At 68.2% G+C, this 20359-nt stretch carries 19 protein-coding genes; 15 read left to right on the top strand and 4 right to left on the bottom strand.

Annotated features, from left to right (window positions below; genetic code table 11):
* Window positions 1-42: 42 nt before the first annotated feature.
* From gcvT to gcvP, 3 genes are read left to right on the top strand one after another with little or no spacing between them, the layout of a single operon-like run.
* Complete coding sequence (gene gcvT / locus JOE53_RS07960; protein ID WP_204947353.1) at window positions 43-1152, top strand: glycine cleavage system aminomethyltransferase GcvT; 1110 nt, start codon at window positions 43-45, stop codon at window positions 1150-1152.
* Window positions 1149-1532 carry a glycine cleavage system protein GcvH gene (gcvH, locus tag JOE53_RS07955; RefSeq protein WP_039415831.1) on the top strand — a complete coding sequence of 128 codons (384 nt, stop codon included), beginning with the start codon at window positions 1149-1151 and terminating at the stop codon, window positions 1530-1532. Before gcvT ends, gcvH begins: the two co-directional genes overlap by 4 nt.
* Window positions 1533-1588: 56 nt before the next feature.
* Window positions 1589-4402 carry an aminomethyl-transferring glycine dehydrogenase gene (gcvP, locus tag JOE53_RS07950; RefSeq protein WP_233449911.1) on the top strand — a complete coding sequence of 938 codons (2814 nt, stop codon included), beginning with the start codon at window positions 1589-1591 and terminating at the stop codon, window positions 4400-4402.
* A 134-nt stretch (window positions 4403-4536) separates the two neighbouring features.
* Here gcvP and JOE53_RS07945 read toward each other — a convergent pair whose 3' ends face one another.
* Both JOE53_RS07945 and JOE53_RS07940 read right to left on the bottom strand, forming a co-directional pair.
* Complete coding sequence (locus JOE53_RS07945) at window positions 4537-5475, bottom strand: hypothetical protein (RefSeq protein WP_271171014.1); 939 nt, start codon at window positions 5473-5475, stop codon at window positions 4537-4539.
* A 274-nt stretch (window positions 5476-5749) separates the two neighbouring features.
* Complete coding sequence (locus JOE53_RS07940; RefSeq protein WP_204947350.1) at window positions 5750-6538, bottom strand: CPBP family intramembrane glutamic endopeptidase; 789 nt, start codon at window positions 6536-6538, stop codon at window positions 5750-5752.
* Between the two features lie 155 nt (window positions 6539-6693).
* Between JOE53_RS07940 and JOE53_RS07935 the strand changes: the two genes are divergently transcribed.
* The 4 genes from JOE53_RS07935 (at window position 6694) to JOE53_RS07925 (ending at window position 11202) form a co-directional block, all read left to right on the top strand.
* A complete protein-coding gene (locus JOE53_RS07935; RefSeq protein ID WP_061681423.1) occupies window positions 6694-8481 on the top strand; it encodes an ABC transporter family substrate-binding protein in 1788 nt (595 codons plus the stop codon).
* A 157-nt stretch (window positions 8482-8638) separates the two neighbouring features.
* Window positions 8639-9445, top strand: coding sequence for an ABC transporter permease family protein (locus tag JOE53_RS15240; protein ID WP_233449512.1), 807 nt, complete (start codon window positions 8639-8641; stop codon window positions 9443-9445).
* A 12-nt stretch (window positions 9446-9457) separates the two neighbouring features.
* Window positions 9458-10144 carry an ABC transporter permease gene (locus JOE53_RS15235; protein WP_271171013.1) on the top strand — a complete coding sequence of 229 codons (687 nt, stop codon included), beginning with the start codon at window positions 9458-9460 and terminating at the stop codon, window positions 10142-10144.
* On the top strand, window positions 10144-11202 hold the full coding sequence (locus tag JOE53_RS07925) for an ABC transporter permease (protein WP_204947349.1): 1059 nt from the start codon (window positions 10144-10146) through the stop codon (window positions 11200-11202). The genes JOE53_RS15235 and JOE53_RS07925 overlap by 1 nt, the downstream gene beginning before the upstream one ends.
* A gap of 12 nt (window positions 11203-11214) precedes the next feature.
* On the opposite strand, the gene JOE53_RS07920 is transcribed toward JOE53_RS07925, so the two are convergent.
* Window positions 11215-11823, bottom strand: a complete 609-nt coding sequence (locus JOE53_RS07920) for a PH domain-containing protein (protein ID WP_135949037.1) — start codon at window positions 11821-11823, stop codon at window positions 11215-11217.
* Between the two features lie 62 nt (window positions 11824-11885).
* Here JOE53_RS07920 and JOE53_RS07915 point away from each other — a divergent pair, with 62 nt between their 5' ends.
* Window positions 11886-13628 (top strand): ABC transporter ATP-binding protein, encoded by a 1743-nt coding sequence (locus JOE53_RS07915; protein WP_039415815.1) that lies wholly within the window; start codon window positions 11886-11888, stop codon window positions 13626-13628.
* A gap of 99 nt (window positions 13629-13727) precedes the next feature.
* A complete protein-coding gene (gene typA, locus JOE53_RS07910; RefSeq protein WP_036284930.1) occupies window positions 13728-15635 on the top strand; it encodes a translational GTPase TypA in 1908 nt (635 codons plus the stop codon).
* A 15-nt stretch (window positions 15636-15650) separates the two neighbouring features.
* On the opposite strand, the gene JOE53_RS07905 is transcribed toward typA, so the two are convergent.
* Window positions 15651-15992, bottom strand: coding sequence for a DUF2200 domain-containing protein (locus JOE53_RS07905; protein WP_204947348.1), 342 nt, complete (start codon window positions 15990-15992; stop codon window positions 15651-15653).
* A 60-nt stretch (window positions 15993-16052) separates the two neighbouring features.
* Between JOE53_RS07905 and JOE53_RS07900 the strand changes: the two genes are divergently transcribed.
* The 6 genes from JOE53_RS07900 to JOE53_RS07875 all read left to right on the top strand — a co-directional run bounded on the left by JOE53_RS07900 (window position 16053) and on the right by JOE53_RS07875 (window position 20321).
* On the top strand, window positions 16053-16751 hold the full coding sequence (locus JOE53_RS07900) for an AzlC family ABC transporter permease (RefSeq protein WP_204947347.1): 699 nt from the start codon (window positions 16053-16055) through the stop codon (window positions 16749-16751).
* Window positions 16748-17062: an AzlD domain-containing protein gene (locus JOE53_RS07895; RefSeq protein WP_036314955.1), complete on the top strand. Its 315-nt coding sequence runs from the start codon at window positions 16748-16750 to the stop codon at window positions 17060-17062. Before JOE53_RS07900 ends, JOE53_RS07895 begins: the two co-directional genes overlap by 4 nt.
* A gap of 9 nt (window positions 17063-17071) precedes the next feature.
* Entirely contained in the window at window positions 17072-17488 is a 417-nt protein-coding gene (locus JOE53_RS07890; protein WP_061681431.1) for a hypothetical protein, read from the top strand.
* A 9-nt stretch (window positions 17489-17497) separates the two neighbouring features.
* A complete protein-coding gene (fdxA, locus tag JOE53_RS07885) occupies window positions 17498-17818 on the top strand; it encodes a ferredoxin (protein ID WP_036314968.1) in 321 nt (106 codons plus the stop codon).
* Window positions 17818-18927 carry a succinyldiaminopimelate transaminase gene (gene dapC / locus JOE53_RS07880; protein ID WP_204947346.1) on the top strand — a complete coding sequence of 370 codons (1110 nt, stop codon included), beginning with the start codon at window positions 17818-17820 and terminating at the stop codon, window positions 18925-18927. The genes fdxA and dapC overlap by 1 nt, the downstream gene beginning before the upstream one ends.
* Window positions 18928-19025: 98 nt before the next feature.
* Window positions 19026-20321: a citrate synthase gene (locus tag JOE53_RS07875; protein WP_005053689.1), complete on the top strand. Its 1296-nt coding sequence runs from the start codon at window positions 19026-19028 to the stop codon at window positions 20319-20321.
* The last annotated feature ends 38 nt before the right edge of the window (window positions 20322-20359 follow it).

Genomic DNA, 20359 nt, shown 5'->3' with positions numbered 1-20359 from the left:
CCGGTCCCGGCATCCGCCCGCCCGATGTCCCGGGGAGAACTCATGTCAGACCTCCGCACCACCGCACTCGCCGATCGCCATGCTGCGCTCGGCGCCTCGTTCACCGACTTCGGTGGCTGGAACATGCCCGTGCGCTACACGTCCGATCTCGCCGAGCACCACGCGGTGCGAACGGCCGCCGGACTGTTCGACATCTCGCACATGGCGGAGTTCCTCGTGACAGGTTCGGGGGCCGCGGCCTTCCTCGACTACGCGCTCGCCGGGCGGATCTCGACCATGACGGTCGGCAAAGCGAAGTACTCGCTTCTGCTCGACGAGAACGGCGGCGTGATCGACGACGTCATCGTCTACCGCACGGGCGACGACCGGTTCCTCGTCATCTCGAACGCCAGCAACCGCGCGCTCGTCGCGGAGGCGTTCGTTGCCCGGTCCGCACACACGCCCGCTGTCGTCGAGGACATCTCCGACCGGACCTCTCTGATCGCGGTGCAGGGTCCGCGTGCTCGCGAGATCGTGGAAGCGACCGCCGGCATCGCCGACGTCGAGCCCGCGCTCGCCGACCTCGGCTACTACGCCTGGTCGCAGGCGCGCTTCCAGGACCAGCCGCTGTTCATCGCCCGCACCGGATACACCGGTGAGGACGGCTTCGAGCTGATGCTGTCGAACGCGCTCGCCCCCGCGCTCTGGGATGCTCTGCTCGCGGCGGGGGAGCCGCTCGGACTCGTCCCCGCGGGACTCGCCGCGCGTGACACCCTCCGTCTCGAAGCGGGCATGCCGCTGCACGGCCATGAGCTGTCGACCGCGATCCTGCCCGCCCAGGCGAGGCTCGGGCGCGTCGTCGCCGCCGACAAGGACGAGTTCGTCGGCAAGGCCGCCGTCGCGGTGGCCACCACCGACCGGCCCGTGCTGGTCGGTCTCGTCGCCGAGGGCCGTCGCGCCGGCCGCGCCGGCTACGCCGTGGTGGATGCCGACGGCAACGTAGTGGGTGAGATCACGAGCGGTGCGCTGAGCCCGACGCTCGGACACCCCATCGCGATGGCCTTCGTGCCCCCGAGTTTCGCCGACCCCGGCACCTCGCTCTTCATCGACGTGCGGGGCACTCTGATCCCCGCGACCGTGACCGCTCTGCCTTTCTACCGGAGGACCGCATGACCGACCTGACCACCCTCAAGTACACCGAAGAACACGAGTGGGTCGCCCTCGAGGGCGATGTCGCGACGGTCGGCATCACCGACTACGCCGCGGACAAGCTCGGCGACGTCGTCTACGTCGACCTGCCCGCGGTGGGCTCCACCGTCACCGCGAACACGGTGTGCGGCGAAATCGAGTCCACGAAGTCGGTCGGTGAGCTCTACGCGCCGCTGTCCGGCGAGATCGTCGCCGTCAACGACGCCGTCGTGGACGACCCGTCCCTCGTCAACAGCGGGTCGTTCGAAGGCGGATGGCTCGTGAAGATCCAGGTCGATCCCGCCGATGTCGACGCCCTGCTCGATCGAGCTGCCTACGTCGCACTCACGGGCGGCGAGGAGTGAATACGGCGCCCTTCCGCGATCGGCACATCGGCACGGACGCCGCCGCCCAGGCGGAGATGCTGCACGTGCTCGGCTACGAGAGTGTGAACGCCCTCGTCGAGCGGGCGGTCCCGGCATCCATCCATGCCGCACCCGTCGCCGACAGTGCGATCCCTTTCGCCGCCACCGAGGCCGAGGCGCTCGCAGAACTGCGCGAGCTCGCCTCGCAGAACCGCCCGGCGCGCGCCATGATCGGGCTCGGCTACTACGACACGCTCACGCCGTCCGTCATCGCGCGCAACGTCTTCGAGAACCCCTCCTGGTACACGGCCTACACCCCTTACCAGCCGGAGATCTCGCAGGGTCGGCTCGAGGCCCTCATCAACTTCCAGACAATGGTCACCGATCTCACCGGTCTCGCCACGGCCAACGCCTCGATGCTCGACGAGGCGACCGCCGTCGTGGAGGGGATGCTCGTCGCCCGCCGCGCCTCGAAGGCGCAGAGCCCCGTGTTCCTCGTGGATGCCGACGCCCTGCCCCAGACGAAGGCCCTGCTCGTTCATCGTGCGGCGGCTCTCGGCATCGAGATCGTCGAGGCCGACCTTGCCGCCGATGGTGTGCCCCTCGACGCGGCAGGCGCGTTCGGCGCCTTCGTGCAGTACCCCGGAGCCTCCGGACGCGTGTGGGACCCGTCCGCCGTGATCGGCGCCGTGCAGGCGCAGGGCGGCCTCGTCGTGGTCGCGGCCGACCTGTTGGCGCTGACGCTGCTGCGCTCGCCGGGCTCTCTCGGCGCCGACATCGCCGTGGGCACCACGCAGCGCTTCGGCGTGCCGATGGGCTTCGGCGGCCCGCACGCCGGATACATGGCCGTCAGGTCCGGTCTCGAGCGCCAGCTGCCGGGACGGCTGGTCGGCGTTTCGATGGATGCCGAGGGCCGCCCGGCCTACCGCCTCTCGCTGCAAACGCGCGAACAGCACATCCGTCGCGAGAAGGCGACCTCCAACATCTGCACGGCGCAGGTGCTGCTGGCCGTCATGGCCTCGATGTACGCCGTCTATCACGGTCCGCACGGACTGCGTCGCATCGCCGACGAGGTCACCGGCAAGGCGCACCTGCTGCGTGACTGGCTCGTGGAGGCCGGCAACGAGGTGCTGCACGAGGACTTCTTCGACACGCTCGTGGTGTCGGTTCCGGGCCGGGCCGGTGAGGTCGTGGGTGCGGCGCGCGAGCGCGGGTTCCAGCTGTGGTTCCGCGACAGCGACACGGTCGGCATCTCGGTCGACGAGGCCACGACGGTCAGCGAGCTCCATGCGCTCGCCCAGGTTTTCGGAGGACGCGCACAGCGCGCCTTCGGGTGGGCCACCGGAAGCGGTGCCGCGTCGCTGCCGGAGTCGCTGCGGCGCGCGGACGAGTTCCTGACGCACCCCGTCTTCCACGCTCACCACTCGGAGACCGCCATGATGCGCTACCTCAAGCAGCTGGCCGACCGGGACTATGCGCTCGATCGCGGCATGATCCCGCTGGGGTCCTGCACGATGAAGCTCAACGCGGCGACCGAGATGGCGGCGGTGTCGTGGACCGAGTTCTCCCGCGTTCACCCGTTCGCTCCCGCCGACGACGTCGCGGGGTACCTGGTGCTCATCGAGCAGCTGGAGTCGTGGCTGGCGGAGATCACCGGGTACGACGCGGTCTCCCTCCAACCCAACGCGGGTTCGCAGGGCGAGCTGGCGGGACTGCTCGCGATCCGCGGCTATCACCACTCCCGCGGTGACGAGCAGCGCGATGTGTGCCTCATCCCCTCGTCGGCCCACGGCACCAATGCGGCATCCGCCGTCCTCGCCGGCATGCGGGTCGTCGTCGTCGCGTGCGACGAAGCCGGCAACGTCGACCTCGGCGACCTGCGCGCCAAGATCGCCCCACACGCAGAGGCGCTCGCCGCTCTGATGATCACGTACCCCTCGACGCACGGCGTGTACGAGCAGGACGTCGTCGACATCACCGCCGCCGTGCACGACGCCGGCGGTCAGGTGTACGTCGACGGTGCCAACATGAACGCGCTGGTCGGCTTCGCCCGGTTCGGCGACCTGGGCGGAGACGTCTCGCACCTGAACCTGCACAAGACGTTCGCCATCCCGCACGGCGGCGGCGGGCCGGGCGTCGGCCCGGTGGCCGCGAAGGCGCACCTCGCGCCGTTCCTGCCGTCGCACCCGCTGGCGCAGCGCGCCGAGCACGCGGGCGGGTTCGTCTTCGACGGCGGACCGATCTCGGCGGCGCCGTATGGCTCGGCATCCATCCTGCCGATCTCGTGGGCCTACATCCGGATGATGGGCGCCGAGGGGCTGCGGGAGGCGACCGGGGCGGCGGTGCTCGCGGCGAACTACATCGCCGTGCGCCTGCGCGACCACTATCCGGTGCTGTACGCGGGGGAGGGCGGGCTCGTCGCCCACGAGTGCATCCTCGATCTGCGGCCGCTGAAGGAAGCGACCGGTGTGAGCGTGGACGACGTCGCGAAGCGGCTGATCGACTACGGCTTCCACGCGCCGACGATGTCGTTCCCGGTGGCGGGAACGCTGATGGTCGAGCCGACCGAATCCGAGGACCGCGGAGAGCTCGAGCGGTTCATCGAGGCCATGATCGCCATCCGGGCCGAGGCGGATGCCGTGGCGTCGGGTGCCTGGCCCGCCGATGACAATCCGCTGGTGAACGCGCCGCATACGGCGGAGGCGGTGATCGCGGGGGAGTGGACGCATCCGTATCCGCGCGAACTCGCCGTCTACCCCGTGCACAGCCTGGTGCGCACGAAGTACTGGCCCCCGGTCCGTCGGATCGACAACGCCTACGGCGACCGCAACCTCGTCTGCGCCTGTCCGCCCGTGGAGGCCTTCGCCTAGCCCCGAGCGGCCCGCGCGGTCTCGCGGTCCGTGTGGCCCGCGAGACACACGTTCCGCACCGAGACACCGATGCACACCCGGTGTCTCGGTGCGGGGGCGGTGTCTCGCGGACGGAACGGACGGAGCGGGTGCGGTCACGGCAGGCCGCGGAGCGCGCGGTCGAGCGAACCCAGCAGCCCGAGATCGGGCTGTCGAACGAGAGGCAGCCCCGCCGACAACAGGATCGCGCGGAGTTGGCTCGGGGCGATCACGTCGGCCCACGTCCAGTGATGGACCGTGTGGACGCCGCGTCGCATCAGCCGCGCGTCCCGAGCACGCCGTTCGCCGAGTGCGACACGAGCGTCGCCCAAGGCGCCGCTGTACTTGATGTCTCCGTCGGCCTCTCCCGCCACGAGATGGTCGTTGCGCAGCCATGCGAAGTCGACGCGGTCGTCCTCTCCCGGCTCCGGACCTCGCACCCATCGCTGCATCTCCGGCACAGGAAAACCGAGCGCCTCGATAACCGTCGCGCTCACGGACTCCAGCGGTGACTCGGCAACCGCCGACGCGCGGTCGAACACGTCACGTGCGCGACGGCGACCTCGCGAGGACGGGTGAGTCTCGCTCATCGCCCGCATGCAGCAGGTGGTGAGGTGCGGATCGGCCCGGAGTGCGGCATCGGCCGTCGCACGGGCGACAGCGGGATGCCGTAGTCGCGCGGCATCCACCGCAATTTCGGCACCTGTCGCGACGAGCACTCCGCTCACCTCGTCGCACTGTGGCGGGCGTTCGGCGGCGTGCAGCCGGATCTCCCCGACAGCGTGCGTCGCTCGTGAGCCGAGGGCGACGGCGTGGACGTGCGGCGGTTCGCCGAAGACGGGGAGCCCGCGAAGTGCGGCCGCGGACTCTCGAACGAAGACGACGTCGGGGTAGACCCGCACGGCCGCATGGACGCGAGCGAGGTAGCGATCCCAAGGCGGCAGATCCCGCCACAGTTGCGCCGGGGCGTACACCCCGCGCATCACGCGAACGAGTTCCCCGCGCCGCACCGCGCGATCGACGTGCGGCTCGCCGCCTCGCGTGATCAACGGCACCGGGCACTCTCGGACATCTGGCGTAGCGATCGCGGTTGGCATGTCGCCATTGCACCCGGTGATGAGTTGCCGCCTCCGCTGCTCACCGCTTTCGGTGGGAGCCGCCACCGTCTCTCGATGTGGGGAGGAACCCCCGCTCGCCCCGCGAGACACGGTCCGTGCACCGAAACACCGGTGTGCAGCGCGTGTCTCGGTGCGCGGCGCGTGTCTCGCAGACCGGGCGGTGGTCGGTGCGGGCCGGGCGGTGGCCGGCGCGGGAGCGTAGGGGGGTGGGTCAGGCGAAGACGGCGGGCCACCAGGCGGCGGCCAGGGGATAGCCCACGAAGGCGATGACGTCGATGAGGGTGTGCGCGATCACCAGGGGCATCACGCGGCCCCAGCGCTGATAGACCCACCCGAAAACGATGCCCATCGCGATGTTGCCGGCGATCGGTCCCCACCCTTGGTAGGCGTGATATGCGCCGCGCAGCGCAGCTGTGGACAGGATGATCGTCCACGTCCCCCATCCGAGCCGCCGCAGACGGTCGAACAGGTAGCCGATGAAGATGACCTCTTCGGTCAGGCCGGCACGCACGGCTGCCAGCAGCAGGAGCGGAATCGTCCACCACGAGGAGTCGAGTGGTGCGGCGTCGACCTGCACGGTGATCCCCAGCGCGCGACCGGCGACGTAGAGGCCGAGACCCGGGATGCCGATGACGGCGACCAGCAGCACGCCCGCACCCAGATCCCGCCCGAGAACCCGGAAATCCAAGCCGATGCGACGGAACGCCGAGATCCCGGGCTCCCACAGCAGGTAGATCGCCAGTGCGATGGGGGCGAACGCGAAGAACTGGGCCAGGAACTGGTTGAGAACGTCCCAGAACTGGGCGGCGTTCGCGCCCGGGTTCAGCGAGGTCGACTGGTCTGCCAGGGCCTGGTCGCGCGTCAGCGCCTGGACGAGCGCGAGCACCGAGGACAGCGCCGAGCGCCCGACCGACAGAGCGAGCACAATGCTGATCTCCCACCACAACCGGGCGCGCGTGCCCCTCAGTCTTGGCAGTTCGGCGGCCTCGGAATCGCTCACCTTGTCAGATTGCCATATCGGCCCTGAACTGAGTTAAGGGTCTGTAACGTTTTCCCTAACGGTTTTGATCGACGCTGATCAGAACTTATGGTTTCGGTATCCGCGCCGTGGGTGTTTCACCTGCCTGCGCATCCATCCCTTACCCAGGAGGAAAATTGAAGAAGTCACGCTGGGGAGCACTTGTCGCGGTCACCGCGGCCGGCGCCCTCGCCCTGACGGGCTGCACGGCCGGCGGCGGCGGCAACGCCACCAACGCTGCGCCGACCGGTGGCACCGTCACGATGGCCATCGTGAACGACCTGACGTCGCTGAACAGCAACACGCCGCAGGGCAACCTGGACACCAACGGGCAGTACGTCTACCTGACCACGGGCGGGTTCTTCTACCCGGACAACAGCTTCAACCTCGTCAAGGACGAGTCGTTCGGCACGTACGAGAAGACCTCGGACGACCCGCTGACCGTGAAGTACACGCTCAAGAAGGACCTCAAGTGGTCCGACGGCGAGCCGATCACGGCCGACGACATGGTGCTCGCGTGGGCGATCGCCTCGGGCCACTACGATGACGCGACCACCGACGCGGACGGCAACGTCACGGGTGGCACGCAGTACTTCCAGATCGCGGGTTCGACGGCGGGCATCAACTCGACCGACTTCCCCGAGGTGGGCGACGACAACACGTCGATCACGCTGAAGTACTCCGAGCCCTACGTGGACTGGGAGATCTTCAGCCCCATCGCGCAGCCCGCGCACGTCGTGGCCAAGAAGGCCGGCCTCTCCTCGGCCGCTGACCTGACGAAGCTCCTCCAGGGTCTGCCCAAGGGCGACCCGAAGGCTCCCGTCGCCGCGAACGACACCCTGAAGAAGGCTGCGGACTTCGTCAACACGGGCTACGACATCACGTCGTTCCCGACCGACAAGGACCTGCTGGTCACCTCGGGCCCGTGGGTGCTCTCGGCGTGGACGCCGGGTCAGTCGCTGACGTTCGAGCACAACCCCAACTACAAGGGCAACCTCGCGCCGAAGATCGACAAGCTCGTCATGCGTGTCATCGGCGACGCCGCCGCGCAGGTCACGGCTCTGCAGAACGGCGAGGTCGACCTCGTCTACCCGCAGGCATCCGCCGACACGAAGAAGTCGCTCGAGGCCGTCTCGGGTGCTCAGGTCATGACCGGTGACCAGGTCTCCTACGACCACCTCGACCTGAACTTCGGCTCGGAGGTGTTCAAGGACGCGACCGTCCGCGAGGCCTTCCTCCTGACGGTTCCGCGTCAGCAGATCCTCGACGCGATCGTGACGCCGGTCAACCCCGACGCCAAGGTCCTCGACTCGCAGATCTGGCTCCCGAGCCAGTCGGAGTACGCGACCACCGTCGCCCAGAACGGCTCGGACAAGTACGACCCGTCCAAGCTCGACGACAACATCGCGAAGGCCAAGGAGCTCCTCGCCGGCAAGACGCCGACCGTGAAGATCCTCTACAACACGAAGAACCCGAACCGCGTGGACGAGTTCCAGGCGATCCAGTCCTCCGCGGCCAAGGCCGGCTTCCAGGTCGTCGACGGTGGCGACCCCAAGTGGTCGACCCTGCTGTCGGCTGGCAACTACGACGCGTCGCTGTTCGGCTGGATCTCCCCGGGCATCGGCACGGCGCAGATCCCGCAGCTGTTCTCGACCGACGGTGGTGGAAACTACAACAAGTTCACCGCTGCCAACGACGACGCGATCGCGTCGCAGACCACGGTTGACAAGGACAAGCTGACGCAGCTCCTCCTGAACATCGACAAGACAGCGTTCACCGAGGGCTACGGCCTGCCCCTCTTCCAGGCGCCCGGCATCTACGGCGTCTCCAGCAAGCTGGACGGCGTCAAGTACATGGGCAACCAGACCGGTCCGATCTGGAACAACTGGGAGTGGTCCGTCAAGCAGAGCACCAACACCAAGTAGTACCCACGCCAGGGTGGCGTCTACGGTAGATCCCGAAGGCGCCACCCTGGCCCCTGTCTGTCAACCGATGGGCGAGGCGATCGCAACCCGATGCCGCCCGCCCGTCGCACGTCGAAGTGAGTGACCTTTGGTCGGTTTCATTCTCCGTAGGGTCGGTGTGTCGATCCTCATCCTCCTCGCGGCATCCTTCGTGATGTTCAATCTCGTCGCGCTGTCGACGGATCCGCTCGAGGACCTCCGCTCTTCCAACAACCCCAACAAGCAGCAGCTGATCGAAGCGCGAATTCAGCTCGCCAATCTGGACGTCGCGCCTCCGCTTCGCTGGGCGATGTGGGTCGGCGGCGCCGCCAAGTGCCTCATCCCCTTCGCGAACGCCTGCGACCTGGGCACCACCTTCCAGGGCGCCCCCGTCACCGACGTCCTGCCGATCGCGATGGTGTCCACCATCCAGATGGTCACGGCGGCCCTGCTGCTGGCCATCCTCTTCGGCATCTCGACCGGAATCCTCTCTGCGCTGCGTGAGAACAGCGGCTTCGACGTGTCGTTCACCGTCCTCAGCCTGTTCCTCTACTCCCTGCCGTCCTTCCTGGCCGCCGCGCTTCTCAAGAACTTCGTCGCCATCGGCTTCAACGACTTCCTGCAAGACCCTGTCATCCCCATCGTCGTCGCGGTGATCGTCGGGATCGTGGTGGCATTGATCGTGCAGGCGGTCGTCGGCGGTGACACCCGCCGTCGCCTCACGTCCGGGGGCACGAGCTTCGTGCTCACCACGGGCCTGCTCATCTACATGAGCGTCACCGGCTGGTTCCTCACGCCCGGGTTCGGCGCGGTCGGCGTCATCGTGCTGAGCGCAGGTGCCGCCCTCGGTGTGACCGTGCTGATCGCCGGCATCCACCAGCGCCGCGCGTTGCTGACGGCCGGCATCGTCGCCGTCGCCGGAATCATCAGCTACTTCGCGCTGTAGGGTCTGTTCGACGTGTCCACGTTCGCCACCATCGGCATCCTCTTCGTCGTGGCGCTGGCGGTCGGCTTCGCGGCCGGCTTCTTCGTCGGCGGAGACGACCGCGCCCAGAACATGCGCATCGGTGTTCTGGTCGCCGTGATCATCAGCGTCATCATCCTCATCGACCGCTTCATGCAGTCCTTCCCCGGCTACATGGAGGACATGAACGGACGCCCGATCGCGACCGTCGGCTCCTCGACGCCGGGATACGCTCCCGACAACATGTGGCGCGTCGGTCTGGACGTCTTCTTCCACCTGCTGCTTCCGACGATCTCGCTGCTGACGATCTCGTTCGCGGGGTACACGCGTTATGCCCGCGCCGGCATGATCGAGGTGCTCAGCCAGGACTACGTGCGCACCGCTCGCGCCAAGGGCATGCCCGAGCGGGTGGTCGTCGTCCGACACGCATTCCGCAACGTGCTGATCCCGATCACGACGCTCGTCGCGACCGACCTCGGCGGGCTGCTCGGTGGGGCCATCATCACGGAGTTCATCTTCGCGATCCCCGGTATGGGTGCGCTCTTCCAGCGCTCGCTGGGTCCCGGTGACCTGTACCCGGTGATGGGCTACTTCATCGTCATCGCCTTCATGGCCATTCTGTTCAACTTCCTTGCCGATCTCGCGTACGCGGCACTCGACCCGAGAGTGAGGGTGCGCTGATGTCCAGCACCATCTCCGAAACCCCCGGCGACGTCGAAGAGCGCTCGATCAGTCAGAGCCGGATCATCTGGCGCCGTTTCCTCTCCCAGAAGGTCGGCCTCATCGCCGCCATCGTCCTGCTGGCGGTCGTGGCCTTCGCCACGAGCGCCGTCGGGCTCGGCCCGATTCCCGGCTGGTGGAAGTACAACTGGTACGACCTGTCGAACAGCGTCAACGGCGGAGAGCCGACTCTGAGCCTGTTCCCGTTCTCGCTCGGCGACCACCCCTTCGGTCAGGACCGCATCGGGCGCGACTATTTCGCGATGACCATGCGCGGCATCCAGAACTCGTTCGTGGCCATGGTGCTGATCACGGGCATCGCGCTGATCGTGGGTGTCACGGTGGGCGCGATCGCGGGCTACTTCCGCGGCTGGGTCGACGCGGTGCTCATGCGCCTGACCGACGTCTTCATCGTGATCCCCGCCATCGTGATCGCCGCCGTCGTCGGTAACTGGGCCGGCGCGGTCGGCGTATGGGTCCTGGGCTCCATGCTCGGGTTCTTCAGCTGGATGGTGATCGCGCGTCTCGTCCGCGGTGAGTTCCTCTCGCTGCGCGAACGGGAGTTCGTCGAGGCTGCCCGCGTGGCCGGCGCCTCCGATGCCCGCATCATCTTCCGGCACATCCTTCCGAACGCGACCGGTGTGATCATCGTGTCGGGATCGCTCCTGGCAGCCGGCGCCATCCTGCTCGAGGCGGCGATCTCGCTTCTCGGCTACGGCATCCGCTCTCCTGACGTCTCGCTGGGTCTGCTCATCGGTGTCAACCAGTCGGCCTTCACCGTGCGGCCGTGGTTGTTCTGGTGGCCGGCGCTGCTCATCGTCACGCTGGCACTGTCGGCGAACATCTTCGGCGATGCCCTCCGCGAGGCCTTCGACCCGCGCAGCCGTCGGTTCTCCCGTCGTCGCACGAAGGAGCGCGCCGACGGTGTCGAGCCCGATGTCGCCGCTCCGACGAGCCTGATGGATGCCGCGGCGCAGAACCCGCGCACCGGCACGCCGACCCTGCAGGATCCGGAGTAAGACCGGATGCCGTCAGAGGTTCAGCAGCGCCGGAACGGTCGCCGCGGCCAGCAGCAGGCTCAGCGCGAGGGCGGTGACGTGCACGTGCACGCGGGCGCGGTCGCTTCCCGCGCGGCCCAGGGGGATGGCCTCGCTCTCCACGAGCCGATGCCATGCTCCCCGGATGATGTACGCGGCGTCACCGGAATCGGTTCCGAGGGCGTCGGACTTGCGCAGGACGCCGCCCCTCTGGTCGGGTCCGAGGCTGTCACGGCCTCCGCGCGGCATGGTGAGTGCGCCGGCCGCGGGCGCCGCAGACGATCGATATCGACGCGAGGGCGTCACCACGGTCAGCGCGAAGCGGGTGTCGATGTCGACGACCATCGTCCACGGGACGGTCGTGGTCGCGTAGGGGTTCACGAGCGTGATGGACTGCTCGTCCCAGACGATGCGCGGACGCCAGAACAGCTCGCCCACCAGCAGCGCGATCAGCGCCAGCGGCACCAGAGCCCACAGCTGCTGCGTCGACCGGGTCGCGCCGAGCAGAACCACCAGCGCCGCGCCGGCGGTCACAGCCACCCATGCGCCGATCGCGATCACGGTGTTCGTGGTCGATCGGTACAGGCGCACGTCATCTGTCATTACCCCATCGTCGCATTCCGGACCACGAGTCCGTTCGCACGCACAACAGAAGGAAACCGCCGATGAGAACCTCCCGCGGCATGCTGCCCACCACCGAGGCGCACCAGCCGGACAGCGGTCCGGTGCTCGAGGTCACCGACCTCAACGTCGACTTCGGCGTCGACGGGTACTGGGTGCCCGCCGCCCGCCACGTCTCCTACTCGATCGCCGCCGGCGAAGTGCTCGCCATCGTGGGTGAGTCCGGGTCGGGAAAGAGCGTCTCGTCGATGTCGCTGCTGGGCCTGCTGCCGAAGAACTCCCGCGTGAGCGGCAGTGCGAAGCTGGCTGGCCGCGAGCTCATCGGCATGAAGCCTCGGGAGATGCAGGAGATCCGCGGCAATCAGATCTCGATGATCTTCCAGGAGCCCATGACGGCGCTGAACCCGGTCCTGACGGTCGGGTTCCAGATCGTGGAGACGTTGCGCCAGCACTTCGGCGTGTCTCCGGCGGAGGCCAAGGCGCGGGCCGTCGAGCTTCTGACGCTGGTCGAGCTTCCCGACCCGCAGAAAGCCTTCGACTCGTACCCGCACCAGCTGTCCGGCGGCCAGCGTCAGCGCGCGATGATCGCGCAGTCGCTGTCGTGCGACCCGCTGCTGCTGGTCGCGGACGAGCCGACGACCGCGCTCGATGTGACCGTTCAGGCGGAGATCCTCGAGCTCATGCGAAAGCTCCAGGACCGTCTCGGCTCGGCCATCCTGCTGATTACGCACGACATGGGCGTCGTCGCCGACATGGCCGACCGCATCGTCGTGATGCGTCAGGGCGACATCGTCGAGACCGGCACGGTCGCGAGCGTCTTCGCCGACCCGCAGCATCCGTATACGAAGGCGCTGCTGTCGGCGGTGCCGCGCATCACCACCGAGGATCTGCAGGCTCCCGATGCTGCCACCCCGTCCACTCCCGTGGTGGTGTCGTTCGACGACGTCGCGATCGAGTATCCGAAGCGCGGTCGGGTGCCGGCTTTCCGTGCGGCCGACCACATCGACCTGAAGATCTACCAGGGTGAGGTGCTGGGCCTGGTCGGCGAGTCCGGCTCGGGCAAGACGACGATCGGTCGCGCCACGATCGGTCTGCTGCCCATCCACTCCGGACGCCTGACCGTGGCCGGAATGGATATCTCGAAAGCGAACCGCGAGCAGCTGCACGCCCTCCACCACGAGGTGGGCATCGTCTTCCAGGATCCGTCGAGCTCGCTGAACCCTCGGATGACCATCGGCGATTCGATCGCCGAGCCGATCAAGCTGTCCGAGAAGATCAAGGGCGCGCCCCTCGACAAGCGCGTGCGAGCGCTGTTGGACTCCGTGCGACTGCCGCGCGATTATGCATCTCGTTACCCGCACGAGCTCTCCGGTGGGCAGAAGCAGCGCGTGGGCATCGCCCGCGCCCTCGCTCTCAACCCGAAGGTCCTGGTCGCCGATGAGCCCACGAGCGCCCTCGACGTCTCCGTGCAGGCCACGGTTCTGGAGCTGTTGAAGGATCTGCAGCGTGAGCGCGGGTTCGCCTGCCTGTTCATCAGCCACGACCTCGCCGTCATCGATGAGCTGGCCGACCGGATCGCGGTCATGCGCCACGGCGCTCTCGTCGAGGTCGGCACCCGCGACCAGATCATGCGTCGCCCGCAGCAGGCCTACACCAAGCGTCTTCTGGCAGCCGTGCCGGTGCCCGACCCCGACATCCAGCGTGAGCGCCGTGACAAGCGTCTGGCTGATCTCGCCGCCGGTGTGGACGCCGATGAGACACCGGGGGATGCCGCCGCGCACGCCTGATCGAGCGGCGCGGGGCGCGGCGGAGGACGCCGCAGCATCCGGCTTGTAGAATGGGAGGCGCTCTGCTCGGAGCGTCTCCCTTTCTCGTTAGGTCATTTCATGGCGCACGCCCTCCGTCCGGATCTCCGTAACGTCGCGATCGTCGCGCACGTCGACCACGGCAAGACCACGCTCGTGGACGCGATGCTCCGTCAGACCGGTTCCTTCGGTGAGCATGCGCACGTCGAAGAGCGCGCCATGGACTCGAACGACCTGGAGCGTGAGAAGGGCATCACGATCCTCGCCAAGAACACGGCGATCACCTACAACGGCATCCACACCGAGGTTCCGGTGACGATCAACGTCATCGACACCCCCGGCCACGCCGACTTCGGCGGCGAGGTCGAGCGCGGCCTGTCGATGGTCGACGGTGTCGTGCTGCTGGTCGACGCGTCGGAGGGTCCGTTGCCGCAGACCCGCTTCGTGCTGCGCAAGGCGCTGGAGGCGAAGCTGCCCGTGATCCTGCTGGTCAACAAGACCGACCGTCCCGACGCCCGGATCGCGGAGGTCGAGGAGGAGGCCCACGACCTGCTGCTGGGTCTGGCCGGCGACCTCGTCGACGACGTGCCCGACCTCGACGTCGATGCTCTCCTGGACGTGCCGGTGGTCTACGCGTCCGGTCGCGCCGGCGCCGCGTCTCGCAACCGGCCCGCCAACGGCGAGCTGCCCGACAACGAGGACCTCGAGCCCCTGTTCGAGGCCATCCTCGAGCACGTCCCCGCTCCCGCCTACGACGACGAGGCGCCGCTGCAGGCCTGGGTCACCAACCTCGATTCCTCGCCGTTCCTCGGCCGTCTGGCCCTGCTCCGTGTCTTCAACGGCACGCTGAAGAAGGGGCAGACCGTCGCCTGGGTGCGTCACGACGGCTCGCACACCAACGCGCGCATCACCGAGCTGCTCAAGACCCGTGCTCTCGAGCGCTACCCGGCCGAATCTGCCGGCCCCGGTGACATCGTCGCCATCGCCGGCATCGAGGACATCACGATCGGCGAGACGATCGCCGACCCCGAAGACGTGCGGCCGCTGCCCGCGATCACGGTCGATGACCCGGCCATCTCGATGACGATCGGCACCAACACCTCGCCCCTCATGGGCAAGGTGAAGGGTCACAAGCTCACGGCGCGCATGGTCAAGGACCGTCTCGATCGGGAGCTGATCGGCAACGTCTCGCTGAAGGTCGTCGACATCGGACGCCCCGACGCCTGGGAGGTGCAGGGTCGCGGTGAGCTCGCCCTGGCGATCCTCGTCGAGAACATGCGCCGTGAAGGCTTCGAGCTGACCGTCGGCAAGCCGCAGGTCGTCACCAAGCGCGGCGAGGACGGCAAGGTCAAGGAGCCGTTCGAGCACCTCACGATCGACGCCCCCGAAGAGCACCTCGGTGCCATCACGCAGCTGATGGCCGCTCGCAAGGGCCGCATGGACACTATGACCAACCACGGCACCGGCTGGGTGCGCATGGAGTTCGTCGTCCCCTCGCGCGGTCTGATCGGCTTCCGCAGCGAGTTCCTGACCATCACCCGCGGCACCGGCATCGCGAACGCGATCTCGCACGGCTACGACGACTGGGCGGGGCAGATCACCACCCGCCAGAACGGGTCGATCGTCGCCGACCGTCAGGGTGTCGTGACACCGTTCGCCATGATCGCGCTGCAGGAGCGCATGAGCTTCTTCGTGCAGCCGACCGAAGAGGTCTACGAGGGGATGGTCATCGGCGAGAACTCGCGCGCCGACGACATGGACGTCAACATCACGAAGGAGAAGAAGCTGACGAACATGCGCTCGTCGACGTCCGACTCCTTCGAGTCGATGACGCCGCCGCGCGTGCTCACGCTGGAGGAGTCGCTCGAGTTCGCGCGCGACGACGAATGCGTCGAGGTGACCCCCGAGAAGGTGCGCATCCGCAAGGTCGTGCTCGACGCGACCGAGCGCGGCCGCGCGGCATCCCGGGCGAAGCGCCAGGACGGCTGAGCGCCGCGGGAAGCCTCATGCCCGCAGAATCTTCTCGAGTGGGCGACCTCGCGCGACCTCGTCGACGAGTTTGTCCAGGTAGCGGATCTTCTGCATCAACGGATCTGCGATCTGCTCCACTCGCACACCGCAGATCACACCCGTGATCTGCGCGGCGCCGGGATGCAGCCGCGCACCCGCGAAGAAGTCACGGAAGTTCGTCTGCGCGGCGAAGTGATCCGCGAGTTCCTGGGCGCTGTATCCCGTCAGCCATCGTGTGACGGCCTCGACGTCGTCCGCTGAGCGGCCCTTACGCTGCACCTTCTGGACGTAGAGCGGGTAGACGCGGGCGACGGGCATGTCGAAGATCCGCTCCATGACGGGCACCCTACTCGCCCGCAGGCGTTCGCGGGCAGACGAACTGTCAGGATGGTGGGCATGGATGCCGCAGCTGAGGCCCGAGAGGCCGTGCGTCGCGCGCGGCGCGAGGCCGTCGGCGTCGCCGTCGCGACGAGCGCATACGGTGTCTCGTTCGGCGCTCTGGCTGTGGCGTCCGGCCTCGACGTCTGGCAGACGTGCGTGCTGAGCCTGCTCATGTTCACGGGGGGATCGCAGTTCGCGTTCGTCGGTGTCATCGGCGCGGGAGGCATCGCCGCCGCGCCCGCGGCGATCGCCTCCGCCGCGTTGCTCGGCGTCCGCAACGTCGCCTACGGGCTGCGCATGGCTCCGGTGGTCGGGCGCGGCTGGCGCCGTCTCGTGGCGCCCCACGTCACGATCGACGAGTCGACGGCGGTGGCGCTGGCCCACAGCGATCCTGCGGCGCGGCGTGCGGGCTTCTGGATCACGGGCGTCGGCATCTACGTCGGATGGAACCTCTCGACGCTGGGTGGTGCGCTGCTCGGCGACGTCTTCGGCGATCCTCGTGTCTACGGGCTGGACGCGGCCGCGGCTGCGGCCTTCCTTGCGCTGCTGTGGCCGCGTCTGCGTCGCCGTCAGGCGATTGCAGTCGGCGTCGCCGCCGCCGTCGTCGCCACGGTTCTCACGCCCGTCCTCATGCCCGGCGTACCCGTGCTGGTCGCCGCCGTGGTCGCCCTCGCCGTCGGGTGGACCAACGCGTTCGCGGGCCGCGCATCATGACGATGTGGACGGCCGTGCTGGCGGCGTCGCTCGCGTGCCTGGCGCTGAAAGCCCTCGGGTACGCGATTCCCGCGCGATGGTTCGGCTCGGCTCGCGCGGAACGCTCGATCGACCTGCTGACGGTCGCGCTGCTGGCCGCACTGGTCGCCGTGCAGACGCTGGGCGCCGGCCCGCAGATCGTCGCCGATGCGCGCGTGCCGGCGATCTTCGTCGCCGCGGGGCTCCTTACGCTCCGCGCCCCCTTCCTCGTCGTCGTGGTGGCGGCAGCGGTCGTTGCGGCCGCGCTCCGGGCGCTGGGGTGGGCGACGTAGAATCACGGCGTGAGAATCGCACGGATCGGGAGCTGGGCCGTCGCCGCGGTGATCGGCCTCCTCTATGGAGCTGCCGGGACCATCGGTCAGTCCGCACAGTGGGGGGTTCTCCCACTGGGGCTGATCGTGGCCGTCGCCGGCACCGGTGCTCTGCTGCTCGCGGTACGACTGCTGACCGGCGACCGCTGGGCGGGGTTGGCGACCGGTCTCGGTGTCATGCTGACGACGTTGGTGCTTTCGGGTCGGGGCCCGGGCGGGTCGGTCGTCGTGCCCGCTCCCGCCGATGGTGAGATCTCGACCGGAGTGATCTGGACGCTGGCCGTTCCGGTGATGGTGGCCATCGTCGTGGCCTGGCCGCGCCTGGCGCCTCGGGCGTCGGCCTCCGGAGCGTCGTCGCTCGACGATGACCCGGCGAGCACGAACTAGACTCGACACGTGACATATGTGATCGCGTTGCCCTGCGTGGATGTGAAGGACCGTGCCTGCATCGATGAATGCCCCGTCGACTGCATCTACGAGGGCGAGCGCTCGCTCTACATCCACCCGGACGAGTGCGTGGACTGCGGCGCGTGTGAGCCGGTCTGCCCCGTGGAGGCGATCTACTACGAGGACGACCTGCCGGCCGAATGGCAGGACTACTACACCGCCAACGTCGAGTTCTTCGAGGACATCGGCTCGCCCGGCGGTGCCGCCAAGGTCGGTGTGATCGCCAAGGATCACCCCGTGATCTCCGCGCTTCCTCCGCAGTCGCACTGATGGCCGTCCGCGATCTCGACGACTATCCCTGGGATGCCGTCGCTCCCTTCGCCGCGCGAGCGCTGTCGCACCCGGGGGGCATCGTGGATCTGTCCATCGGGTCTCCCGTCGATCCGACGCCGGATGTCGTCGCCGAGGCGCTGCGTGCCGCGACGGATGCTCACGCCTACCCGCAGACGGTCGGCACCGCGGCGCTGCGCGGCGCCATCACCGCGTGGTACGACCGCCGTCGCGGGGTTCCCGGTCTGAGCGTCGACGAGGTCCTGCCGACGGTCGGTTCGAAGGAACTCGTCGCCCTCCTCCCGTTGCTGCTCGACCTGTCCGCCGGAGACATCGTCGTGCACCCGCGGGCCGCCTATCCCACCTACGAGGTGGGGGCCAAGCTGGTGGGTGCGACCCCGTTCGCCGCCGACGATCCCGCGCAGTGGCCGGTGGGCACGCGCCTGGTCTGGCTGAACACGCCGGGAAACCCCGACGGGCGGGTGCTCGACGTCCACGAACTCCGTGCCGCCGTCGCGCGTGCACGGGAGCTCGGCACCGTGATCGTCAGCGACGAGTGCTACGCGGAACTCGGCTGGGACGGGCCCTGGGCCCACGCGCCGATCCCGAGCATCCTCGATCCTCGCGTCGTCGGAGACGACCGGCGCGACGTGCTGTCGGTGTACTCGCTCAGCAAGCAGTCGAACCTCGCGGGGTACCGTGCCGCGTTCCTCGCCGGTGACGGCGATCTGGTGTCGCGCCTGCTGACGGCGCGCAAGCACCTCGGTCTCATGCTTCCCGGTCCTGTGCAGAGTGCCATGACGGCGGCGCTGGCAGACGATGCACACGTGGCTGCGCAGCGCGAGCGCTATCGCGCCCGGCGTGAGGTTCTACGGCCGGCACTCGTGGAAGCGGGATTTCGCATCGACAACTCCGAGGGCGGCCTCTACCTCTGGGCCACCGAAGGCGTCGATGCCTGGAAGACCATGGACCGCCTGGCCGATCTCGGCATCCTGGCCGGGCCGGGACACTTCTATGGGCAGCACTTCCCCGAGCACGTCCGCTTCTCCTTGACGGCGACCGATGAGCGGATCGCTGCAGCAGCGGAGCGCCTGGTGACCGTCTCGTAGGTTTCCTCCTACGAATTGCCCGTTCCTTTGCGCGCGATCTGCGTTGGACCGCGCGCCCAGTAGGCTGTAAAAGACCCCACCCACCGCAAGGAGGCTTCGTGAGCGACGCGGGACACCCCCAGAAGGCCACCGTCACCGTCGGTGACCGCACCGCCGAACTGCCGATTCTCTCCGGCACCGCGGGCGCACCCAGTGTCGACTTCTCGACCTTCACGAAGCAGACGGGTTACACGAGCCTGGACTACGGCTTCGTGAACACCGCGGCGACCAAGTCGGCGATCACTTTCATCGACGGCGACCAGGGCATCCTGCGATATCGCGGCTACCCGATCGAGCAGCTCGCGAAGAACAGCACGTACCTCGAGGTCGCCTGGCTGCTGCTGTACGGCGAGCTTCCGACGGCGGATGAGCTGGGGGAGTGGGACGACAAGATCCGTCACCACACGCTGCTGCACGAGGACCTCAAGCGCTTCTTCTCCTCCCTCCCGCACACCGCCCACCCGATGTCGGTGCTATCGGCGGCGACGGCGGCGCTGTCCACCTACTACGAGGGCCAGTCCGACCCCAACAATCCCGAGCACGTCGAGCTCAACACCATCCGCTTGCTGGCGAAGCTGCCGGTCATCGCGGCGTACGCCCACAAGAAGAGCATCGGTCAGGCGTTCCTCTACCCGGACAACTCACTGAGCTTCGTCGACAACTTCCTGCGGCTGAACTTCGGCAACCTCGCGGAGACGTACCAGGTGAACCCGGTGACCTCCCGGGCGCTCGAGCGTCTGCTGATCCTGCACGAGGACCACGAGCAGAACGCGTCGACCTCGACGGTGCGTTTGGTCGGATCGACCGGCGCCAACCAGTTCTCCTCGATCTCCGCGGGCATCAACGCTCTCTACGGCCCGTTGCACGGTGGCGCGAACGAAGCCGTGCTCGACATGCTCGCGCGCATTCAGGACTCCGGCGAAAGCGTCCAGCGCTTCGTCGAGCGCGTGAAGAACAAGGAGGACGGGGTCAAGCTGATGGGCTTCGGTCACCGCGTCTACAAGAACTACGACCCGCGCGCGAAGCTCGTCAAGGAGTCCGCCGACGAGATCCTCGCCGAGCTGGGCGTTCACGATCCGCTGCTGGATCTCGCCCAGGAGCTGGAGCAGGTCGCCCTCGAGGACGACTACTTCAAGGAGCGTCGCCTCTACCCCAATGTCGACTTCTACACGGGGGTCATCTACAAGGCGATGGGCTTTCCCACGCGCATGTTCACGCCGCTGTTCGCGATCGGGCGCCTGCCCGGCTGGCTGGCCCACTGGCGTGAGATGCAGTACGACCCGCAGACGAAGATCGGGCGTCCCCAGCAGCTCTACGTGGGCGCGGGCGAACGCAACTATCCCGGGGCTGTCTGACCGACGCGGCATCCGCGCGCCACGTGCGAAGCGTGCAC

Source organism: Microbacterium laevaniformans (assembly GCF_016907555.1).
Lineage (GTDB): Bacteria > Actinomycetota > Actinomycetes > Actinomycetales > Microbacteriaceae > Microbacterium > Microbacterium laevaniformans.
The sequence above is the reverse complement of the archived record's forward strand: the minus strand, read 5'-3'. Positions and strand labels throughout refer to the sequence as shown.